This is a genomic window from Nocardia sp. CY41 (genome assembly GCF_009829325.1).
GTDB lineage: Bacteria > Actinomycetota > Actinomycetes > Mycobacteriales > Mycobacteriaceae > Nocardia.
On sequence record NZ_VUOS01000019.1, the window covers coordinates 83,673 to 102,048 of the forward strand.

Genomic DNA, 18,376 nt, shown 5'->3' on the forward strand with positions numbered 1-18,376 from the left:
ATGGCGCGCACTTTCATCCACGGCGGCACGGTCGTCTCCGCCACCGGATCGCAGCTGCTCGACGTGCTCATCGACGGCGAGACCATTGTCGCCGTCCTCCAGCCGGGCTCCGCCGCGCTGGGTGCGGACCTCGCCGCCTCCGCGGATCGGGTGATCGACGCGACCGGCAGATACATGATCCCCGGCGGTGTGGACGGCCACACGCACATGCAGATGCCCTTCGGCGGGACCGAAGCCTCCGACACTTTCGAGACCGGCACCCGCGCGGCCGCGTGGGGCGGCACCACCACCATCGTCGACTTCGTCGTCCAGCGGCCCGGGGAGCGGGTCCAGGACACCCTGGCCGCCTGGCATGCGAAGGCCGCCGGACAGTGCGCGATCGACTACGGCTTCCATCAGATCATCGGGGCGGTCGACGACGAATCCCTGAAAGGCATGAGCGAATTGGTGGCCGAGGGCGTCACCAGCTTCAAACTCTTCATGGCCTACCCCGGTGTCTTCTACTCCACCGACGGGCAGATCCTGCGCGCCATGCAGTCCGCGGCGGATCTGGGCGCGCTGCTGATGATGCACGCCGAGAACGGGATCGCCATCGACGTGCTGGTCGAGCAGGCGCTCGCGCGTGGGGAGACCGCGCCGTATTTCCACGGCACGACCAGACCGTGGCAGCTGGAGGAAGAGGCCACCCACCGCGCGATCATGCTGGCGGAGCTGACCGGTGTGCCGCTGTACATCGTGCACGTGTCGGCCAAGCAGGCGCTGGCCCGGATCGCCGCCGCCCGCGACGCGGGACGCAACGTGTTCGGCGAGACCTGTCCCCAATACCTGTACCTCTCGCTCGAAGATCAACTGGGCGCGCCGGGTTTCGAGGGCGCGAAATGGGTGTGCTCGACGCCGCTGCGGGCGAAGGCCGAGGGACATCAGGAGGCGCTGTGGCGCTACCTGCGCACCGGCGATGTCACGACGGTCGGCACCGACCACTGCCCGTTCTGCCTGAAGGACCAGAAGGAATTGGGTCTCGGGGATTTCAGCAAGATTCCCAACGGCATCGGCGGCGTCGAGCATCGGATGGACCTGATCTTTCAGGGCGTCCGATCCGGCCGGATCCCGCTGGAACGCTGGGTCGACGCGTGCTGCACCACCCCAGCCCGGATGTTCGGCATGTATCCCCGCAAAGGGGTGATCAGCCCGGGCGCGGACGCCGACATCGTCGTCTACGACCCGGACGGCCACACCAGCATCGGTGTCGGCAAGACCCATCACATGAATATGGACTACTCGGCCTACGAAGGATTCGAGATCGACGGGCACGTGGACACGGTGCTGTCCCGGGGCCGGGTGGTCGTCGACGACGGCGTCTATCTGGGGCACGCCGGGCACGGCCGGTTCGTCAAGCGTGAACTCTCGCAGAACCTGATCTGACGACGCATCCGCATCCTCGAACGGAGAGTGCCGCATGGACATCGGTCTGGTGCTGCAATGCACGCCGCCGGCCGCGCGGGTGATCGAACTGGCCAGGCTCGCGGAGACCTACGGGTTCTCCCACGTCTGGACCTTCGACTCGCATCTGCTCTGGCAGGAGCCCTACGTCATCTACAGCCAGATCCTGGCCGCTACCCGCAAGGTGATGGTCGGTCCGATGGTGACCAACCCGGCCACCCGGGACTGGACGGTGACCGCCTCGGCCTTCGCCACGCTCAACGAGATGTTCGGCAACCGCACGTTGTGCGGGATCGGGCGCGGCGACTCGGCTGTCCGCACGCAAGGCGGCAAGCCCGCGACCCTGGCTACGCTGCGGCAAGCGGTGCAGGTGATCCGGGAACTGGGCAACGGGCGCAGCGCGCGGATAGACGACACCGTGGTCCGGCTGCCGTGGGCGGCCGACTCGCGGCTGGAAGTATGGGTAGCGGGCTACGGGCCGCGTGCTCTCGACCTGACCGGTGCGGTCGCGGACGGATTCATCCTCCAACTGGCCGACCCGGACATCACCGCCTGGACCATCGCGCGGGTGCGCACGGCCGCCGAGCGCGCGGGCCGGGACCCGGCAGCGGTGCGGATCTGCGTCGCCGCACCCGCCTATGTCACCGACGGAACGGACGCGGCGCTGGTGCACGCACGGCAGCAGTGCCGATGGTTCGGTGGGATGGTCGGCAATCACGTGGCGGAGATCGTCGCGAAATACGGCACGCACAGCGAGATTCCGGCGGCTCTCACCGACTACATCGAAGGCAGGCGCGGCTACGACTACAGCCAGCACGGACGCGCGGGCAATGTGCACGCCGAATTCGTGCCCGATGCGATCGTGGACCGCTTCTGTCTGCTGGGCACGCCCGACGATCAATTGATCCGCTTACGCGAGCTGGCTGGGCTCGGCGTCGACCAATTCGCCCTCTACCTGCAGCACGACGCGAAAGTCGCGACGCTGGAGGCGTACGGTGAATCGGTGCTGCCTCGTCTCGATCCCCTCCTGACCGCGACCCAGCCGACCGAAGGGGATGTCTAGCGTGGACGATCACGTCTTCCTACTCGCTGATCGGGGTGCCTGCCAGCGGCCACTCACCTTGCGGGAGTGACCGCCAGGTCCGGATACCGTTCGGCGTTAGGCTCGATCAGGTTGTCGGTGAGGTTCGCCTCGGCCGGCAGTTGGTACAGAGCCGGCAGTCCGAATTCCTGCATGACCGGTCCCTCCTCCGCGCTGCCGGAGAGGCACGATGCGCTCGACCTGGATGAGCCGCGCACTACCGAGTATGGTCCGCATCACACGGAGGCCGCGACGGACGTTGGCAGTCGCGCGTAAGGACATAGGTCCTCTTCGGTGAGCAGTGCTCCGCCGCCATTCCGCACAGCACACCGCTCGACGGTGTCGCGGGACGGCAGGGGAGAGAGGGACCGTCGACCCTACTGCCCGTTGTGGAAACCGCGTGGAATGAAGGAGTCGTCGCCGCCATCCCTCGTCGGAGTCGAGCGATGAACATGAGGCGGGGAAGCCGCATCGGCGAAGTCCAGGGACGCACGCAGCGCCGATCGTGGGTGTAAGGGTCTCCGCCCTCCGCGGGCGAGGTCGACCGCGGTGATTGGAGGATCCATGACCGCAGACGGGCGTTCCCCGATCGTGGGACAGTCGACCACCCACCCATCGGTCACGCGGCCGCTCTATGGTCCGCCTGTAGCGCCGAGCGGCTGTCGTGTCCGCTGCGGATCGTTTACGTCACCACGGCCCATGGCGAATCATCGGCGAGCAATGCTCCGAGGCGACTCGAAGTAGCGGCGAGTTCACAGCACAGTGCGACCGTCGTCGACCACGTCGTCGCCCTCGTACGCCGTTGTTGTCCTGAACTCGCGGTCACCGGCGGAGTGATCGACGGACCTGCCGAGGACGCTTTGGCCAGTGTGGAGGACGATGCCCGGATGGTCGTCCTCGGTCACCCTGAGGTGGGGTCGCTCGATGTGCTGTCGTCCACCTTCCACAGTGCGACGATTGCCGACCACGCGATCTGCCCCGTGACCGTCTGGCGGGGGCGGCACGGCCGGCTTCCAGATCGCCGCCCGGTGATCCTCGCTGTGGCGGACGACAGCAGCGGTACGGGCGCTGCATACGCCGCTTTCCACTACGCCGGCCTGTTCGGGGCATCGGTCTTGCCGTTGTATGTCGGGCGGGAACAACTACCCGCCGCGACTGCCACAGGACCGGTTTCGACCACACCTAGCAAGCGGGGCTCCCTCGACGCGAATGTGGCCGCGGCACGGAGACTCTTTCCCGAAGTCACCGCGGCTGCCTCCGCTGAGGTATCGGAAGCGGCGTTGAGCGAAAGCGTTATCGGCGCGCAACTGGTGGTCACCGGAGCCGATGGACACGCGCCGGTCTCCGCGGTGCGCGGTTTCGGTGCGGAGCTCTTCCGCCGTAGCCGGTGCCCTGTGATGATCTGCCCGTCACGGACACCTCCGGTCGGTCTCGGCGCGAGCCCCCTCACACATCTTGCTCCGTCGATTCTGGGCGTGCAGGTTCGTCCGCTCACGCCCGACGACAGGGAAGCGGTCGCTACTTTGCATCGGCAGATGTCGGCGCACGACGCGCATCTCCGGTTTTTCAGCGCACTCCCGAAGCACATCGACGCGTTCGCCGAGCAACTGTGCCTGCACGACTCCACGCATTTCGCGCTGGGCGCTTTCGAGGGTCGACACCTGGTCGGGGTCGCCAACTACGTCGTGATCGACGCGACGTCTGGACATGTCGCGGCGGAGATACCGCTGGCGGTCGCCGCCCACGACCAGCGTCACGGCATCGGCACTCTGCTCGTCCGGCGCGTGGGGACGGCCGCTTACCTGCGCGGAGTGGCACGCCTGACCGCCGATATCCTGACCGAGAATACCCTGATGCTGGCGATCATCGCCGAACAGGGATGGAAGGACGCGCTGCGGTACGACGGCACCATCGCCCACTTCGACCTGGAACTGGACGCCTACAGGCAGGCTCAGCCTGCACGAATCGGCTGAACGGGGGGGGCAGGGGCGCGATGACCGCCGCTCCCCCCGAGTCGGATGCAGTTGGTCACGCCGCCGCCCGTCGCGGCGGCGATGTCGGTCGCGACCTACGCCAGTCTCGATTCGTTCGTATGAGGTGTCCATGCGCAACGAATCCGCACTGTGGATGTTCGTGTCGAATCGGCGGGTTCGGTGGGCAGTTCTATGCCGAGCTCGAGCCCTGGTGCTCGTCCCGGCCCCCTGAGGACCTTCGCCTCTGTAACCGGCGCGGTCGGCCGAACATGCTCGGTGCATGCCCTGCGCATCGCCCGGACGATCTTGCTTCCGGTGCGCCGGCGCGACGCAGTCTTCGCGGGGTCGCCGCTCAGCCGAGCGGAACTCTCGGGCGGGCCCGCACTGTCACTCTGCGCAGCATCGTGGGCGCGCAGCTGGCGGAGACGGCGGTGCTGCGGCCCACCGATCCGGTCGTCGTGGGCGCGTCCGTGGTATCCGCGGCGGCGCTGCTCTGCATTGTCGAAACGCCTGGACTGAGCCAGTTGTTCGGATGCAGGCCGGTGGGCCCTGGCGGACTGCTCATCGCCGGAACCGCGGCGGCAGCGGGGGCGGCCGGAACACTGCTGCCGCCACCTGGGATCGCGGGCAGCCACGGGTGATGCCTTTCGCGCCTGCGGATCATGCCTCCCGGAAGACGGACAGCGCAATGCCGCGCGCGAGGGGGCCTACGGCTTCCTGGCGGACAGATAAGTGGCCGCGACGACCATCGCAGCGATGATGGCGGCGATGACGACTGCGGCAGTCGGCCAATCCATGATGGTTCCTTTCGTAATCTGTGACTTCGACTGTCGTCTCGAGGCACATCGCTGTGGTAGAGCAATTGGCTATTCGGCCGGGGGCTTAAGGCCCCTACCGGTGTGGTTCGCAGACTTGATGGCGGAACCTTCCGGCATGCCGCCTCTCGGGTCGACTTCGGCATGCTCGGGAGCCGAGACATCACGTTCGGTGCGGCGCCGCACGAGTAGCAACGCGGCCACGGCCACGACGATCGGAACGAAACTGACGGCCAGCATGGTGAGCCGAAGAGCGTTCGCGAGGTCCACATCGAGTTGCAGCCCGGCCGCGTGCCGCAGCAGGTTGGGATCGTAACCGGCGCTGCCTGGACTGTGCGCCACCGCGCTACGTGCGGCGTCGACGGCCCGCTCGGCGCTGGTGATCGAGATCGCGCGTGAGTGCGCGTCCGCCAGCCATTCGCGCTGGAAGAAGATGTTCAGCAGCAGAAGGTAAACGGTGGGCCCCAAGGCGTAGCCGGTCATCCCGGCGGCCAGTTGGACGGAAGCGACGGTACCGGTATGTCCGGGCGGTGCTCGCGAAAGCACCATCTCGGATACCGAAGTCGCGGTGACCAGTGCGCCGAGATTGCACAGCCAGGTGGCCAGTACCAGCAACCACAGCGCCATCGTGGGGCTGACGGTCGCCGCCATCAGCAATCCGCTCGCCGAGAGCAGCGACAGCCCGACGATCAATACCGATCGTGGGCTGTGAACGCCCATCAGGCGCCCGGCGAGGGTCACGGCGCCCGCGATGAGCAATGTGCCCGGTAAGTACAGCGCGCCGATGGCCTCCGGTGACAGCGCCAGCACCTTGGTCCCGAACTGCCCGAGCGCGACCCCAAGTCCGGCTGACAGGAAGTTGAGGGTGATAGCCGACGCCAGAGCGATGCTGAAGGTCGCGTTGCGGAACAGCGTCAAGTCCAAGGCGGGTTCGGTTGTACGCCGTTCATGAAGCACGAACGCAGTCGCCGCCGCTGCGCTGAACGCGAACGGCAGCCAGGTTTCCGGCCGAAGAACGCCTTTTTGCGCGGCGGCGATGCCGATGACGAGGCCGAGCAGCGCCGCTCCGATCAAGGCCACGCCGATCACGTCGAGCCGAGGGCGCTGCCGGACGGGTGACTCCGGCACGTAGACCGCGGTCAGCCACAGCGCGAGCAGCGACAGCGACGGGGCGACCAAGAACAGCGACCGCCACCCGACGGCGGTCACCATCCAGCCGGTGAACGCTGGGATGACCCCACACAGAATCATTTCCACCGCCATGAAGACGCCGATGGCGGTGGGGCGCTTCTGCTCCGGCACCGATGTCTTCAACAGCGCCAGCGGCACGCCGAGCAGCGCTGTCATCCCGACACCGTCGAGGACGCGCATTGTGAAGAGGTATGCGTAGCCGGGTGACAACAGGGAGAGCAGGTCGGCGACCGTCACGACACCCAAGCCGAGCATCAGCAGCCGCTTGAGCCCATACGCATCGCCGAGATTGCCCGCGGCGAGGACAGCGGCGGCCATCACCAAGGTCGCCGTTCCGCCGAGCAAACCGGCGAGTTGCGGCGGCACACGCAGGTCGCGACTTACTTGGGGCAGGTTCAGACTGAGCACAAGGGGATCGAGGACGGTGATCGTGAACGCGAGCGCGAGGGCGATGATGGCAAGCAGGGCCCTCGTATCAGCTCGCGACCGAAGCGCTGGCACCGCGCACCTCCCCGATACGGACGCGGATCGACATGCCGCCAGCCCCCGCGTCCGGTCGTGCCTGTCGGTTCGGTCGCCCACGCGGGCCGGTCGCCGTGTCCGAAGGATCGGCGTCGGGTTGCTGGTCCGGACTCACTTCGCGTGCCGTGATCGGGTGGTGGCGGCACCGATCGCGCGGCTGAGGACCGGTTGCGGTCGTCGTGACAGCTGCCGGTCGCGGGCGTGGACCAGCAATACCGCGATCTCGGTCGCGATGCTCGAGGACATCGTCTCGATGTCGGGCGTCGTGTCGTAATCGCCGGTGATACCGAAGGTCAGACGGTCGAGGTAGCTGAGGATCGCGATCGTTGTGCGTACCCGCATGGCGATCGGAATGCAGGGCCACAACTCGAGCACGTTCCGGCCGCCGAGGATCAAGCGGTGCCTGGGGCCGGGAATGTTGGTCGCGAGCGCGACGACGCCGCGCTGCGGGAAAGAGACCGCCAGCCGGAACACTTCGGCCACGATTCCGAATGGCAGCCGCCGGGAGAGCGAGAGCATCGACTTCTCGGCATCGGCTTCACCCCGAGCGCGGTGTTTCCGAACCTGCTCGTGGACGGCCATCAGTCGCTCCACGGGCTGATCGATCTCGATCGGCAGGTGGGTGATCACCGCGGAGACACGGTTGTCCAGTACGTGTTTCGCCTCGGTCGTTCGGGTCGAGACCGGTACGACGATGCGCAGTTCGGTGGTGGAGGGATGCTCGCCGCGGCTGAGTAGCAGACGGCGGTAGGCGGCGGCGATGGCAGCTACGGCGACATCGTTGATGGTGACATCGAAAGCCGTTGCTATCTCCTGCACCTGCGGAAGCATGGTGCGCGCCACCGTGTAACGGCGCTGTCTACCGATGGGTCCGTTGAGCGATGACTCGCTTGCCGGCGCGATCGCCGCGTACAGCACCGGCGCCAATGTGCGCACGGTTCCGACGGCGAAACGCGGGATGGTCGCGGGTGCCCGAATCGCTTCTTTCAGCAGTCTCAGCAATCCTGTGCCCGGCCGTCTCGCGGTCGGCCTGCGGTGCTCACCGATATCGATCGCGGAGGGGTCGCAGAAGCTTTCCAGCAGCGTGATCTCGGAGATGCCGTCGACCATGGTGTGATGAGCCTTGAGGATCATCGCCCAGCGATCCTCGGTCAGCCGGTCGATCATGACCACCTCCCACAGCGGGTGGTCACGATCCAATCGCTCGGTCAGCTCGGTCGCGATCAGCTCCTGCAACTCCCGCTCGCCACACGGCTCCGGTAGCGCGGTCCACCGAATATGATGGTTCAGATCGAAATTCGGGTCGTCCTCCCATACCGGCGCTTTCACGTCCCATGGCACGCGCCGGACCCGCTGTCGCAGCCGTGCGTGCCGCTCCAGTCCGCGATCCACCCAACCGCGCAGTTCGATCCTGGACGGCGCCGGCCCCTCGAGGATCGCCACTGTACCGATACCGAGGCTGATTCTGCGGTCGGTGTCTTCCATTTCCATGAAGCCCGTGTCCAGCGGGCCCAGTTCGGTCATCGCGAACCCGTCCCGGCAGCGGTCGTAGGCTGCTGCCTATCGGCTGGTACTGCCACTACTACGGATGAATCTTCCCGTGCCTCGACTTTTGCGAGCGAGATGCCAATGTCACCGGCCCAGGTGACGTAGGGCTCTCTCGATCGGAGCGCCACCCCCGGATGCCGTCGTGATGTCGGGACACCGCAATGAGCGTGTCGGCATCACCCGCCACGATGGGCCCCGGTTTCGCCCGTTCCATAGGCACTCGCCGACCTCGCGATGATCACCGGAACCTCGGCCGCGTGCAGGACGGACTGACCGACCGAGCCGAGCGTCATTCCGGCGAAGCCGCCGCGACCGTGGCTGCCGACGACGATGAGCTGGGCCTTGTTGCCGATCATGAGAAGCCGTTCGGCGGGACGGTCCTCGGTCACGATGCGGTGCACCGGGACCTCCGGATACTTCTCACCGAATCCGGCGATACTCCGGGAGAGCAATTCTTCGCCCTCCTCCTGCATTTGGTCGGATGATTCGAAGCGCAGGAAACCCGACCAGGTGTGCACCGCGACGAGTTCGACGCCACGGAAAGCGGCTTCATCGAAGGCGATCTCTATGGCGTGCACGCTGCTGCGGGAGCCGTCTACGCCGACCACCACCGGTCCGTCCGGTGGTGCGGCGGTCTCCGGGATGACCGCGACCGGGCATGCCGCGTGCCGTGCCAGGGCGGTGCTCACCGAACCCAGGAGTCTGCGGTTGATGGCGCCGAGCCCGTGGGTGCCCAGGACGAGCAGTCGCGCGGCCTTCGAGCGATCGCGCAGGACCGGGATCGCAGGCGCGTCCACCAGTTCGGTGGTGATCTCGAGTTCGGCGATCGGCGCGGATTCGGAGATGGCGGTCGCGCGGGCGGTTTCGAGCGCGTCCAGCCCGCCTTGCCGATAGCTGTCGAAGTCGAACTGGCCGAGTTCGAAGCCCGATCCGAAGTCACCGAGCACACCGATCGCGTAAACGAGGTGTAGCGGCACGGTGCGCCGAGCGGCAGCGACGGCAGCCCAGCGCAGTGCCGCAAGCGCGACGGGCGAGCCGTCGACGCCGACCAGGACAGGCGGATTGCTGATCGCGGACATCTGTTTCGCCTCTCTGCTTGCCTCGGCGTCGTCGCGAGTCACTGCGGTGCGGATGCGGTGCACTGGCCTTCTCGCGCAGCAACGAGCGCAGACGCATCGGCGGCTCGGTGACGATCCGGCGGGCGAGGTGCAAAGACGCTTCGAGTGAATCGCTCGAAGGGGACATGAGCATCAGACTCGTCCCGATGTCCATGGCGCGGCTAGGGTCCGATGGCCCCGGCCGGAACGTCCGATGACCCTCCATCGAGAGTTGTCCCGGACCGGGCCGTCACCGACCGAGCCGTACGTGACGACGCTGAGGACCTGCCTCTGCACCCCGGAGTGCACGGACCGGGCGGCTGTCTCATAGGACTGCCGTATTCGACAATGCCTGGGCAACGAGATCATCTGCACGCATGCGGCCCTCCCCACCGGCGTCAGGGCATGCTCGGTCCGATATCCGAGTATGCGCCGAATGGCCGGGTACGGATTGCGGGCATCGGTGTTCGCCGGGAGAGCGACCAATGGCCCCCACACGGTGTGTTCGCGCCTGACTGCGCAAGAATTCTACCTACTCGCGTGAGGCAGACGTCCTATGTTTCGACCGACGGCGGGGTTGGCGCGATGGTCACAGGCAGCGCCGGTTTCATCGCAGCACCGTCCGGACCAGACGTTCCTGCGCGGGAAGGCCGGATGAGATGTCGACAGCTTCGACGACCGGGCCGATGGACACAGCCGAGCCGATCGTGGCCAGAGGACCCCGCATTCGGTGACCTTCGGCCGTCACCTGCTTCGCTGGTTCGCGCGATGCTGAATCACAGTCGACAAAGCGGGCGACACCGGTCGAAAGGTGATTGATCGTCATGGGTGAATTCACGGGGAGAAGCGCCCTCGTCACCGGCGGCGCGCGCGGTATCGGCGCATCCGTGGTGGCCGCTCTGGCGAAGGAGCAGATTCCAGTCGTCATCGGCGACCTGCTCGAAGGCGAGGGCACTGCCCTGGCGGCGGCACTCGGCTCGGGCGCGATCTTCCGCAGGCTGGATGTGACCGACGAGGCGGGCTGGCGCGCTGTCCTCGACGATGCCGAGGCGGAGTTCGGTCCGCTGGCGGTGTTGATCAACAACGCAGGAATCGTCGACTTCGGCGACGTCGAGTCCGAATCTCCCGCGATGTTTCGGCATGTGGTCGACGTCAACCTCTACGGCGCATGGCTGGGTATGCATCTGGCCGCGCCGCGCCTGCGGGCCGCGGGCGGTGGCGTCATCGTCAACATCTCCTCCACCGCCGGGCTTATCGGCTACGCGGGTATCGGCGCCTATGTCGCGAGCAAATGGGGTTTGCGCGGCCTGACCAAGGCCGCCGCCCTGGAACTTGGGCGCGCGAACGTTCGCGTGTGCTCGATTCACCCGGGCCCTGTTCACACACCGATGACGGCGGCGCTGGACGAATCCGTCGCCGCGAACCAGCCGCTGGCCCGCTTCGGTCAGCCGGAGGAGGTGGCCGCGATGGTGCGATTCCTGGTCACCGAGGCCACCTACTCGACCGGCTCGGAATTCGTGCTCGACGGTGGCGCCACCGCCGGTCAGGTTCTGGGCCTACCGGACGACTCCCGATGAGAGGGCGAGCGATGCCGAGAACACACCCCGACTCCGAGACACTTCGATCCGCGTTGGCGCTGGCGTCTCGGGCGCCATCGGTGCACAACACCCAGCCATGGCTGTGGCGGCTCGGACATGAGACAGTGCACCTGTACGCCGACGAGAGCCGGAGGCTGCCGCACACCGATCCCGACGGACGCGATCTGCTGCTCAGTTGTGGTGCCGCTTTGCATCATTTCCGAGTCGCCGCTCGCGCGGAGGGTTGGGAGACCATGATCCATCGGCTACCGAATCCGGCCGCGCCCGAGCACCTGGCGTCGATCGAATTCCGTCCCATCGCTTGCAGTCCCGAGGACGTCGAGTCGGCCCGCGCCATCAGCAGGCGCAGCACGGATCGCCGCCGTTTCAGCTCGTGGGAAGTTCCGGCGGCGCATCTCACGGCCATGATCGACGCCGGACTGGCCACCGGCGTGCTCGTGCGCGATATCGACGCCGAACCGGCTCGGACCCAGTTGCTGCGCGCGTTCGAACAGGCGGCCTGGCAACACGCTCGTGACGTCTCCTACGGTGCCGAACTAGCGCAGTGGAGTGCCAGACACGCGGCGCCACAAGGTGTGCCCGCGCGCAATGCGGTGTTGACCGAGGCCGATCCCACCGTGCGTCCCTTCTCGAACCCGGGATTACCGCAGGCTGTGGTGCGCGACATCGATGCCGCCGACCGGATGCTGCTGCTGAGCACCAGCAGTGACGACCGATTGTCCCAGCTGCGCGCCGGGGAGGCCGCGAGCGCGGTGCTGTTGACCGCCACGACACTGGGGCTTGCGACCTGCCCGCTGACCGAGCCGATGGAGTTGGCCGACACGAGGAGACGCATTCGCGCCGACGTTCTGGACGACACCGGATATCCGCAAATAATCATCCGGGCCGGTTACGCGATCACGAGCGCTGACCCGGTTCCGCCCACGCCCCGCCGCCCGCTCGCCGAGGTGGTGCAGCCGCTCGATTCCTCGGAGCCATGATCAAACGCGGTCGAGAGGCGTGATGCGAGCCAGCTGAACACACCGATTGGTACGGATATGCGACGACCGACCTGAGACCGAGGAGAACGCGATGACGGAGCACTCGACCGGAACTGCCGCACCGACCGATCGGCCGATCGTGGTCGCCGTCGACGGTTCGGCAACCTCGTATCACGCGGCGGCATGGGCGGCGGCCGACGCCGCGCTGCATCGCGCCCGGCTGCACATCGTCACCTCCGTGTCCGTGCGGCCCGGATACGGCCTGGGCGCGACTCTCACGGAGGCCGATGTGGAGTGGCTGCGCAAGGACGGCGAACGAGTGCTCACCGAAGCCGCGCGCGTGGCCAGGACGACAGCGGCGGGCGAGGCGCTGACGATCAGCACCGAGTTGACCGTCGCACCGATCATTCCGGACCTGATCGACCGGTCCGGGCGCGCGCGAACTCTGGTCGTCGGCAGCCGCGGGCTGGGCGCGTTCCGGCGAGAATTGCTCGGCTCGGTGAGCGCCGCGATGACCAGGCACGCGCACTGCCCAGTCGCGGTCGTGCGCTCGACGTCGGCGACCGATCCCCTTACCTCGGGGAAACCCGTTCTGGTGGGGGTGGACGGCACCACCAACAGCGTGCCCGCCGTCGAACTCGCCTTCGAGGAGGCATCGCGACGCAAGGTCGGTCTGATCGCGCTGCACACATGGAGCGATTCGAGCGGGATCGACCTGGTTCCCGGGTGGGACGCTGTGCGGGAACGCGAGGATGCGCTGCTGGCGGAGAATCTCGCGGGCTTCGGCGAACGCTATCCGGATGTCGCGGTGCGACGTGTCCTGGTGCGCGACAGGCCGGTTCGGTCCTTGTTCGATCAATCGGAGGACGCTCAGCTGCTCGTGGTGGGCAGCCACGGCCGCGGTGGGTTCACCGGCATGTTGCTCGGGTCCACCAGCGCGGCTTTGCTGCATTCGGTGGAGTGCCCCATCCTCGTCGTGCGTCAGCGCTGACGCCGTTATCATGCGACGACGGAACGGGCGATCTGCGGACCACTGTCGGTCTCGCAGGCCGCGCCGACCATCGCGTGTGAACCCGTAGGCGGTATCGGCTGATCATCCCCGGTGCGGAGCCTCTCGCGTGGCGAGCGCTTGCTCGAGCAGAACTCGCCGCTCGGCGGCGGCGATCGTCCGGCGGGCGACGGGCACGACGTCCGGTGTCACCGATATCGAGGTGATGCCCATGCGCACCAGGTATTCGGCGAACTCCGGGCGCGTCGAGGGCGCCTGCCCGCACAGCGAGGACGTGATCTTCAGCCGCCGCGCCGTCTCGATGATCTTGCCGATCGCGTCGAGTACGGCGGGGTCGGATTCGTCGAACAGTTCGGCGCACGTGGTGGAGTCACGGTCGACACCGAGCATCAGCTGGGTGAGGTCGTTGCTACCGATGGAGACGCCGTCGATGCCCAGGCCCACGTATGCGGGCAGCCAGTGCACCACCGAGGGCACTTCCGCCATCACCCAGCGGTGCAGTCCACGCTGGTCGCCCAGCGGGCTGGCGTCGATGAGGTCGAGGCAGGCTTCCAGCTCCCATCGGGTGCGCACGAACGGGATCATCAGGTGCAGATTCGGCGTCTTCTCACGGACGAGTGCGAGCGCGGTGAGCTCGAGCGCGAACACCTCCGGTTCACGGATGTAGCGATAGCAGCCGCGGTACCCGATCATCGGATTGCGTTCGTCCGGTTCGTAGACCGTGCCCCCTGCGAGGTCACGGAATTCGTTGGTCCGCAGATCGGTAGCCCGATAGATCACCGGGCGGGGGGCGAACGCCGTAGCGATCCTCTGCAAGGGCTCGGATAGACATTTGACGAAGAGGTCCTTCTCACCCCGAGCTATCAGATCCCGCGGATGGCGTCCGTCGAGTGCCTGAGTGATCAGCGTTTCCGCGCGCAGCAATCCGACGCCGTCGACGTCGGTGGCCGCGACTCGTTCGGCGGCATCGGGTAGTGCGAGATTGACGTAGATGCGGGTCGCGGTCGGCTCCGCCGCGGCGGTCGGCGCCGACGGGCGAGGTTCGGCCCGCACCGGTTCCGATCGCCCGGTCCGGATCTGGCCCGTGGATCCGTCGACGGTGACGACGGCGCCCTCGGTGAGGGTAGTGGTTGCTGTGCGGGTGCCGACCACGCAGGGCACGCCGAGTTCGCGCGCGACGATCGCGGCGTGGCATGTCATCCCGCCGCTGTCGGTGACCAGGGCGGATGCTCGGGAGATGGTGGGCAGCCAGTCGGGATTGGTCATAGTCGCGACGAGGACCTCGCCGGCCTGCAGTGTCGAGCCCTCCGATGGTGACCGCAGAATGCGTACGGCGCCGCTGGCTCGTCCCGGAGCAGCGGCGAGGCCACGTAGCAGGACCTGGGCCGGGGCTCCCGCGGGCGCCGCGGGCTTCCCATCGGCGCGGCCGGTCAGTGTGGTGATGGGCCGGGCCTGGACCAGCCACAGGCGCTCGTCGTCGAAGGCCCATTCGACATCTTGCGGACGGCCCCCGTGTAGCTGTTGCACTTGTAAGGCCGTCCGGGCAACTGCCACAGCCTCGTCCTCGTCGAGTACCTGGCCCGCCGCCTCCTCGTCGCTCAGCCGGATCTGCTGGTCGCCATCGGGGCCGGGCACGATGGCGTATGCCTGATGGCCCGACCGAGCGGCGATCAGCGTTGGCCCTTTGGCGTCGAGCATGTAGGTGTCGGGCTCGGTGGCGCCGGAAACCACCACCTCGCCTTGTCCGCGCGCCGCCTCGATCACCACGCGATCGCGGCGGCCGGTCGCCGGGTCCGCGGTGAACGCCACGCCCGACCTGCGGGCGGCGACCATCCGTTGCACCACCACCGCGATATCCGGGCGTTCGTGCATCTCGCGGCGGGCGCGGTAGGTGAGCACCCGGGGGGTGAACAGCGACGCCCAACAGTCGACGACTGCGTCCATGAGCCGGTCGTCGCCGTGGATGTTGGTGCGGGACAGGTTCATTCCCGCGAAGGAGGCGGTCGCACTGTCCTCGCCGACCGCGGACGAGCGCACCGCGACCGGAACGAAATCGCCGAGCCGGTGGTAGGCGGCCAGCACGGCGGCGCGCACTGCTGCCGCCATCGGGGTCTGGTGCACGAGTTTGCGCATCCGGGTGCATAGTTCATCGAGGCCTGCATCGTCGGAGCGAGCGCTCTGCGAGGCCGCTTGCAGCGCCTCGTCGTGCAAAGTGTCGAGTTCGGCGCCGTGCGGACCGTGGATGATCACCTCCTCGTAACACGATTTGAGGATCACGTACCCTGGCGGCACCGGCAGGTGCGCCGCCACCAGCTCGCCGAGATTCGCGCCCTTGCCCCCTGCGCGGTCGGCATCCGCCAGCCGCAGATCGGCGAGGTCTGCCACATAGTCGCCCATAACGGCTCCGATCAGTCGGAATTCCAACGTCGCGTGTAGTCAGCCTGGCTCAACATGATGTGTGTTCACCACGGCCGAAGGTCCCCTTGTGACGCCCATTGGCCCCGTTGCCGCACCCGGAACCCGCCACTCTGGGAAGACCGGGCACCAGTCACGGAGAGTCGCCCGCGGTTTCGTACGGGATGAGAGCCGACGTCACACGTCGTTGCTGTGGTCCCTCCCGCACGGGAGGCGTTTCCGGCCTGGGTCGCGCGGGCAGGCCGAGAGCCGAGCGATCACAGGCGAGCACCAGGTTGGTCGAGGTGATCAGTCCGGTGAGCCTGGCGTCGGCGTCGACCACCGCGACGGCGTCCAGGTTGGGCCGCAACACCACACGGGACGCGACATCGCTCACCAGCTCTTCTTCCCGGGCAAGGGCGACACCGGGTAGCGCACGCGCGGCATCGCCCACTGTGGTGGTCGCGCGGGCCGGTTCGGCGACTGCGGCCAGATCCGACCAGGCCACCACCGCAACGGGGTGACCGCTCGCGTCGACCACGGGAAACACGCTATGCCCACTTGCCGTCGCGTCCGAACGCAGCAGCGCGGCGATCGGCAAGTCGGCCGGGATCGCCATCGGGTGCGGGGTCATCACGTCACGAACCCGGCTGTCGCCCAGCCGGTGACGCAGCCCGGCGACGGTGAGTTCGGCATGCGCCGCCGACTGCAGGAACCAGCCCAGCAGCATCAGCCACAGCCCACCCAGGTGCCCGAACAGGACGATTTCGGCGATACCGATCATCAGCAAGACCGTGCCGAGGAATTGGCCACTGCGGGCGGCCGAGGTCGCAGCGCGCAAACGGTCACCGGTGCGCCGCCAGATCACCGCGCGCAGCACGCGGCCGCCGTCGAGCGGCGCGCCGGGCAGAAGATTGAACAGCCCCAGGATCGTGTTCATGACGGCCAGCCACACCAGGACAGCGGTGGCCGGCCCGTCCGGATCCACCGCCGCGCTCGCGAGGCCGGCGAGGAACGCGACGGCGGCGATGCCCAGACTGGTGAGCGGACCAGCCGAAGCGATGCGCAGATCCGTTCGCGCGTCCCGCGGTTCTTCGGTCAATTCCGAGACACCGCCGAGCAGCCACAACACGATCACGTCGACGCGAACACCACTGCGCCGGGCGACGATCGAATGGGCCAGCTCGTGGGCGAGCAGCGCCGCGCAGAACGCGATGGCCCCGATGACGGCTGTGGCCCACACGACGGCAGTGCCCGCGGTGCCGGTCAGGTACGAGCCCAGAACCCAGGTGCACAGTCCCACGGTGACCAGCACCGACCAGTGAGCGCCGAGGCGGATGCCCGCGATCCTGCCGAGCGGGAATGTTCGATGGATCATCGGGTGCCATCCAGCAGGGTGGGGCGGGAGTCGCGGGGCGCGTTTGTCACGGGGTGATGGTGGTGGAACGAGCTGATGGGAGCCGGAGACTGCGGGCGATGGCGTCGGTCCATGAGCGGACCGCTGCCCAGTCACGCAGATCCCCGTAGTGGCCTTTCCCGAGCAGCCGGTAGAGCATGCGGGTCCGTAGGGAGATGCCGTCGCTGTCGTACCGTCCGGCGAATGCGCGGTAGTCGTGTGCCTTGACCGAGTCGCGCAGTTCCGCGATCTTCTTCGGGACCAATCGCCCTAGGCGGCGGCCGATCGGACCACGCAGTGCCGGGGCGAGGCCGACGCTGAACAGCCACACGTCCTTTTCCGCCAACTCGTCTTGGTGGGCGTGCACATAGTCGGTGACGGAGGGTAGGAGTTTCATGTTGTGCACTGCACTGCCGAGCACGAGGGTGTCGAAGTTGGACAGCTCGGGTGCGTGGTCTATATCGGCGAGTTCGACGATGGCGTCGCGTCCCGACAGTTCTGTGCCGATGAACTCGGCGATGTCGCGGGTGGATCCCTGTTCGGTCGCGTAGACGACCGCGATGTGGTGTTTGTCCTGGTCCATGGCGAAAATCTTCCTCGCGTACACCCCGTCCGTTGAGAGGACTCGTGCCCGGGCACAGGGGACCATCGTCACTGCCGGTGGCGGCGTAGCAGCCGGTGCCGCAGTTCGTCGGCACCCCACACGATGAACGGGTACGGCAGCGTGAACGCGAGCATGGCAGGGGTCAGAGCGGCTGTCCCGAGCAGGCTCTGCATCACCGGGAGGTAGATGATCACCGCCGCGAGGGTTGTCGTAGACGCGCCTACCCGCCTGGATGGCGGCGGTGATGGTGGCGAAGTTGTCGTCGGTGGGCACCATGGTGGCGGCCTCGCGGGCCACGTCGGTACCTGAACGGCCCATCGCCACACCGATGTCCGCACGTCGCAGTGCCGGCGCGTCGTTGACGCCGTCACCGGTCATCGCGACGACGTGGCCTGCGGCGCGCAGCGCGTCGGCGATGCGCAGTTTGGCTTCGGGGGAGGAGCGGGCGAAGATGAGTTCGTTCGGCCCCGCCAGCAGCCGGTCGAGTTCGGCCTCGCTCATCCGCTCGAGTTCGGCACCGGTGATCACCCTCGGCGGTCCACGCGTGATACCGATCTGGTCGGCGACCGCGGCAGCGGTCAGGCGACGATCGCGATCGCGACCGGGACGATGCCGACCGCGGCCGCGAGCCCAGCCGCCGCCCACAGCAACAGCGCGAGTGGGTGCGTGAACTGAAGAGCCAGCTCACGTAGCCGGTTTCGGCTCCCCCGCCGCCGCAGCACATTCGG

At 67.5% G+C, this 18,376-nt stretch carries 16 protein-coding genes and 2 pseudogenes; 8 read left to right on the plus strand and 10 right to left on the minus strand.

Features of this window, described 5'->3' with window-relative positions; all coding sequences use genetic code 11:
* From hydA to GVY64_RS21120, 5 genes and pseudogenes are all read left to right on the plus strand, one after another.
* Nucleotides 1-1,422 (plus strand): dihydropyrimidinase, encoded by a 1,422-nt coding sequence (gene hydA / locus GVY64_RS21105; protein WP_159844071.1) that lies wholly within the window; start codon nucleotides 1-3, stop codon nucleotides 1,420-1,422.
* 34 nt (nucleotides 1,423-1,456) lie between these two features.
* Complete coding sequence (locus GVY64_RS21110) at nucleotides 1,457-2,503, plus strand: TIGR03842 family LLM class F420-dependent oxidoreductase (protein ID WP_159844073.1); 1,047 nt, start codon at nucleotides 1,457-1,459, stop codon at nucleotides 2,501-2,503.
* A 677-nt stretch (nucleotides 2,504-3,180) separates the two neighbouring features.
* A pseudogene (locus GVY64_RS39150) lies at nucleotides 3,181-3,453 on the plus strand (hypothetical protein); the annotation flags it as partial.
* A 603-nt stretch (nucleotides 3,454-4,056) separates the two neighbouring features.
* On the plus strand, nucleotides 4,057-4,494 hold the full coding sequence (locus GVY64_RS21115) for a GNAT family N-acetyltransferase (protein ID WP_236567030.1): 438 nt from the start codon (nucleotides 4,057-4,059) through the stop codon (nucleotides 4,492-4,494).
* Between the two features lie 404 nt (nucleotides 4,495-4,898).
* Nucleotides 4,899-5,135: a hypothetical protein gene (locus GVY64_RS21120; protein WP_159844075.1), complete on the plus strand. Its 237-nt coding sequence runs from the start codon at nucleotides 4,899-4,901 to the stop codon at nucleotides 5,133-5,135.
* 225 nt (nucleotides 5,136-5,360) lie between these two features.
* On the opposite strand, the gene GVY64_RS21125 is transcribed toward GVY64_RS21120, so the two are convergent.
* From GVY64_RS21125 to GVY64_RS21140, 4 genes are all read right to left on the minus strand, one after another.
* Nucleotides 5,361-7,001: an MFS transporter gene (locus GVY64_RS21125; RefSeq protein ID WP_159844078.1), complete on the minus strand. Its 1,641-nt coding sequence runs from the start codon at nucleotides 6,999-7,001 to the stop codon at nucleotides 5,361-5,363.
* 132 nt (nucleotides 7,002-7,133) lie between these two features.
* On the minus strand, nucleotides 7,134-8,546 hold the full coding sequence (locus tag GVY64_RS21130) for a wax ester/triacylglycerol synthase family O-acyltransferase (RefSeq protein WP_159844080.1): 1,413 nt from the start codon (nucleotides 8,544-8,546) through the stop codon (nucleotides 7,134-7,136).
* Nucleotides 8,547-8,746: 200 nt separating this feature from the next.
* Entirely contained in the window at nucleotides 8,747-9,649 is a 903-nt protein-coding gene (locus GVY64_RS21135) for a universal stress protein (protein WP_159844082.1), read from the minus strand.
* A 625-nt stretch (nucleotides 9,650-10,274) separates the two neighbouring features.
* Nucleotides 10,275-10,493: a hypothetical protein gene (locus GVY64_RS21140; protein WP_159844084.1), complete on the minus strand. Its 219-nt coding sequence runs from the start codon at nucleotides 10,491-10,493 to the stop codon at nucleotides 10,275-10,277.
* On the opposite strand from GVY64_RS21140, the gene GVY64_RS21145 reads away from it, so the two are divergent.
* From GVY64_RS21145 to GVY64_RS21155, 3 genes are all read left to right on the plus strand, one after another.
* Nucleotides 10,492-11,244, plus strand: coding sequence for an SDR family NAD(P)-dependent oxidoreductase (locus GVY64_RS21145; protein WP_159844086.1), 753 nt, complete (start codon nucleotides 10,492-10,494; stop codon nucleotides 11,242-11,244). The two genes, GVY64_RS21140 and GVY64_RS21145, sit on opposite strands and share 2 nt — an antisense overlap.
* An 11-nt stretch (nucleotides 11,245-11,255) precedes the next feature.
* The gene (locus tag GVY64_RS21150) at nucleotides 11,256-12,245 is read left to right on the plus strand and encodes an Acg family FMN-binding oxidoreductase (RefSeq protein WP_159844088.1); all 990 of its coding nucleotides are present in this window, start codon (nucleotides 11,256-11,258) and stop codon (nucleotides 12,243-12,245) included.
* A 91-nt stretch (nucleotides 12,246-12,336) separates the two neighbouring features.
* Nucleotides 12,337-13,236, plus strand: a complete 900-nt coding sequence (locus GVY64_RS21155; protein WP_159844091.1) for a universal stress protein — start codon at nucleotides 12,337-12,339, stop codon at nucleotides 13,234-13,236.
* 102 nt (nucleotides 13,237-13,338) lie between these two features.
* Here GVY64_RS21155 and ppsA read toward each other — a convergent pair whose 3' ends face one another.
* From ppsA to GVY64_RS39155, 6 genes and pseudogenes are all read right to left on the minus strand, one after another.
* The gene (gene ppsA / locus GVY64_RS21160) at nucleotides 13,339-15,651 is read right to left on the minus strand and encodes a phosphoenolpyruvate synthase (protein ID WP_159844093.1); all 2,313 of its coding nucleotides are present in this window, start codon (nucleotides 15,649-15,651) and stop codon (nucleotides 13,339-13,341) included.
* Between the two features lie 151 nt (nucleotides 15,652-15,802).
* Nucleotides 15,803-17,026: a site-2 protease family protein gene (locus GVY64_RS21165; protein WP_159844095.1), complete on the minus strand. Its 1,224-nt coding sequence runs from the start codon at nucleotides 17,024-17,026 to the stop codon at nucleotides 15,803-15,805.
* A gap of 46 nt (nucleotides 17,027-17,072) precedes the next feature.
* Complete coding sequence (locus GVY64_RS21170; RefSeq protein WP_159844347.1) at nucleotides 17,073-17,627, minus strand: flavodoxin domain-containing protein; 555 nt, start codon at nucleotides 17,625-17,627, stop codon at nucleotides 17,073-17,075.
* Between the two features lie 68 nt (nucleotides 17,628-17,695).
* The gene (locus tag GVY64_RS37950) at nucleotides 17,696-17,842 is read right to left on the minus strand and encodes a hypothetical protein (RefSeq protein WP_236567049.1); all 147 of its coding nucleotides are present in this window, start codon (nucleotides 17,840-17,842) and stop codon (nucleotides 17,696-17,698) included.
* Nucleotides 17,843-17,846: 4 nt separating this feature from the next.
* Nucleotides 17,847-18,239: pseudogene (locus GVY64_RS37955) on the minus strand (HAD-IC family P-type ATPase); the annotation flags it as partial.
* Nucleotides 18,227-18,370, minus strand: coding sequence for a hypothetical protein (locus tag GVY64_RS39155; protein WP_442939608.1), 144 nt, complete (start codon nucleotides 18,368-18,370; stop codon nucleotides 18,227-18,229). The gene GVY64_RS39155 and the pseudogene GVY64_RS37955, both read right to left, overlap by 13 nt.
* Nucleotides 18,371-18,376: the final 6 nt, after the last annotated feature.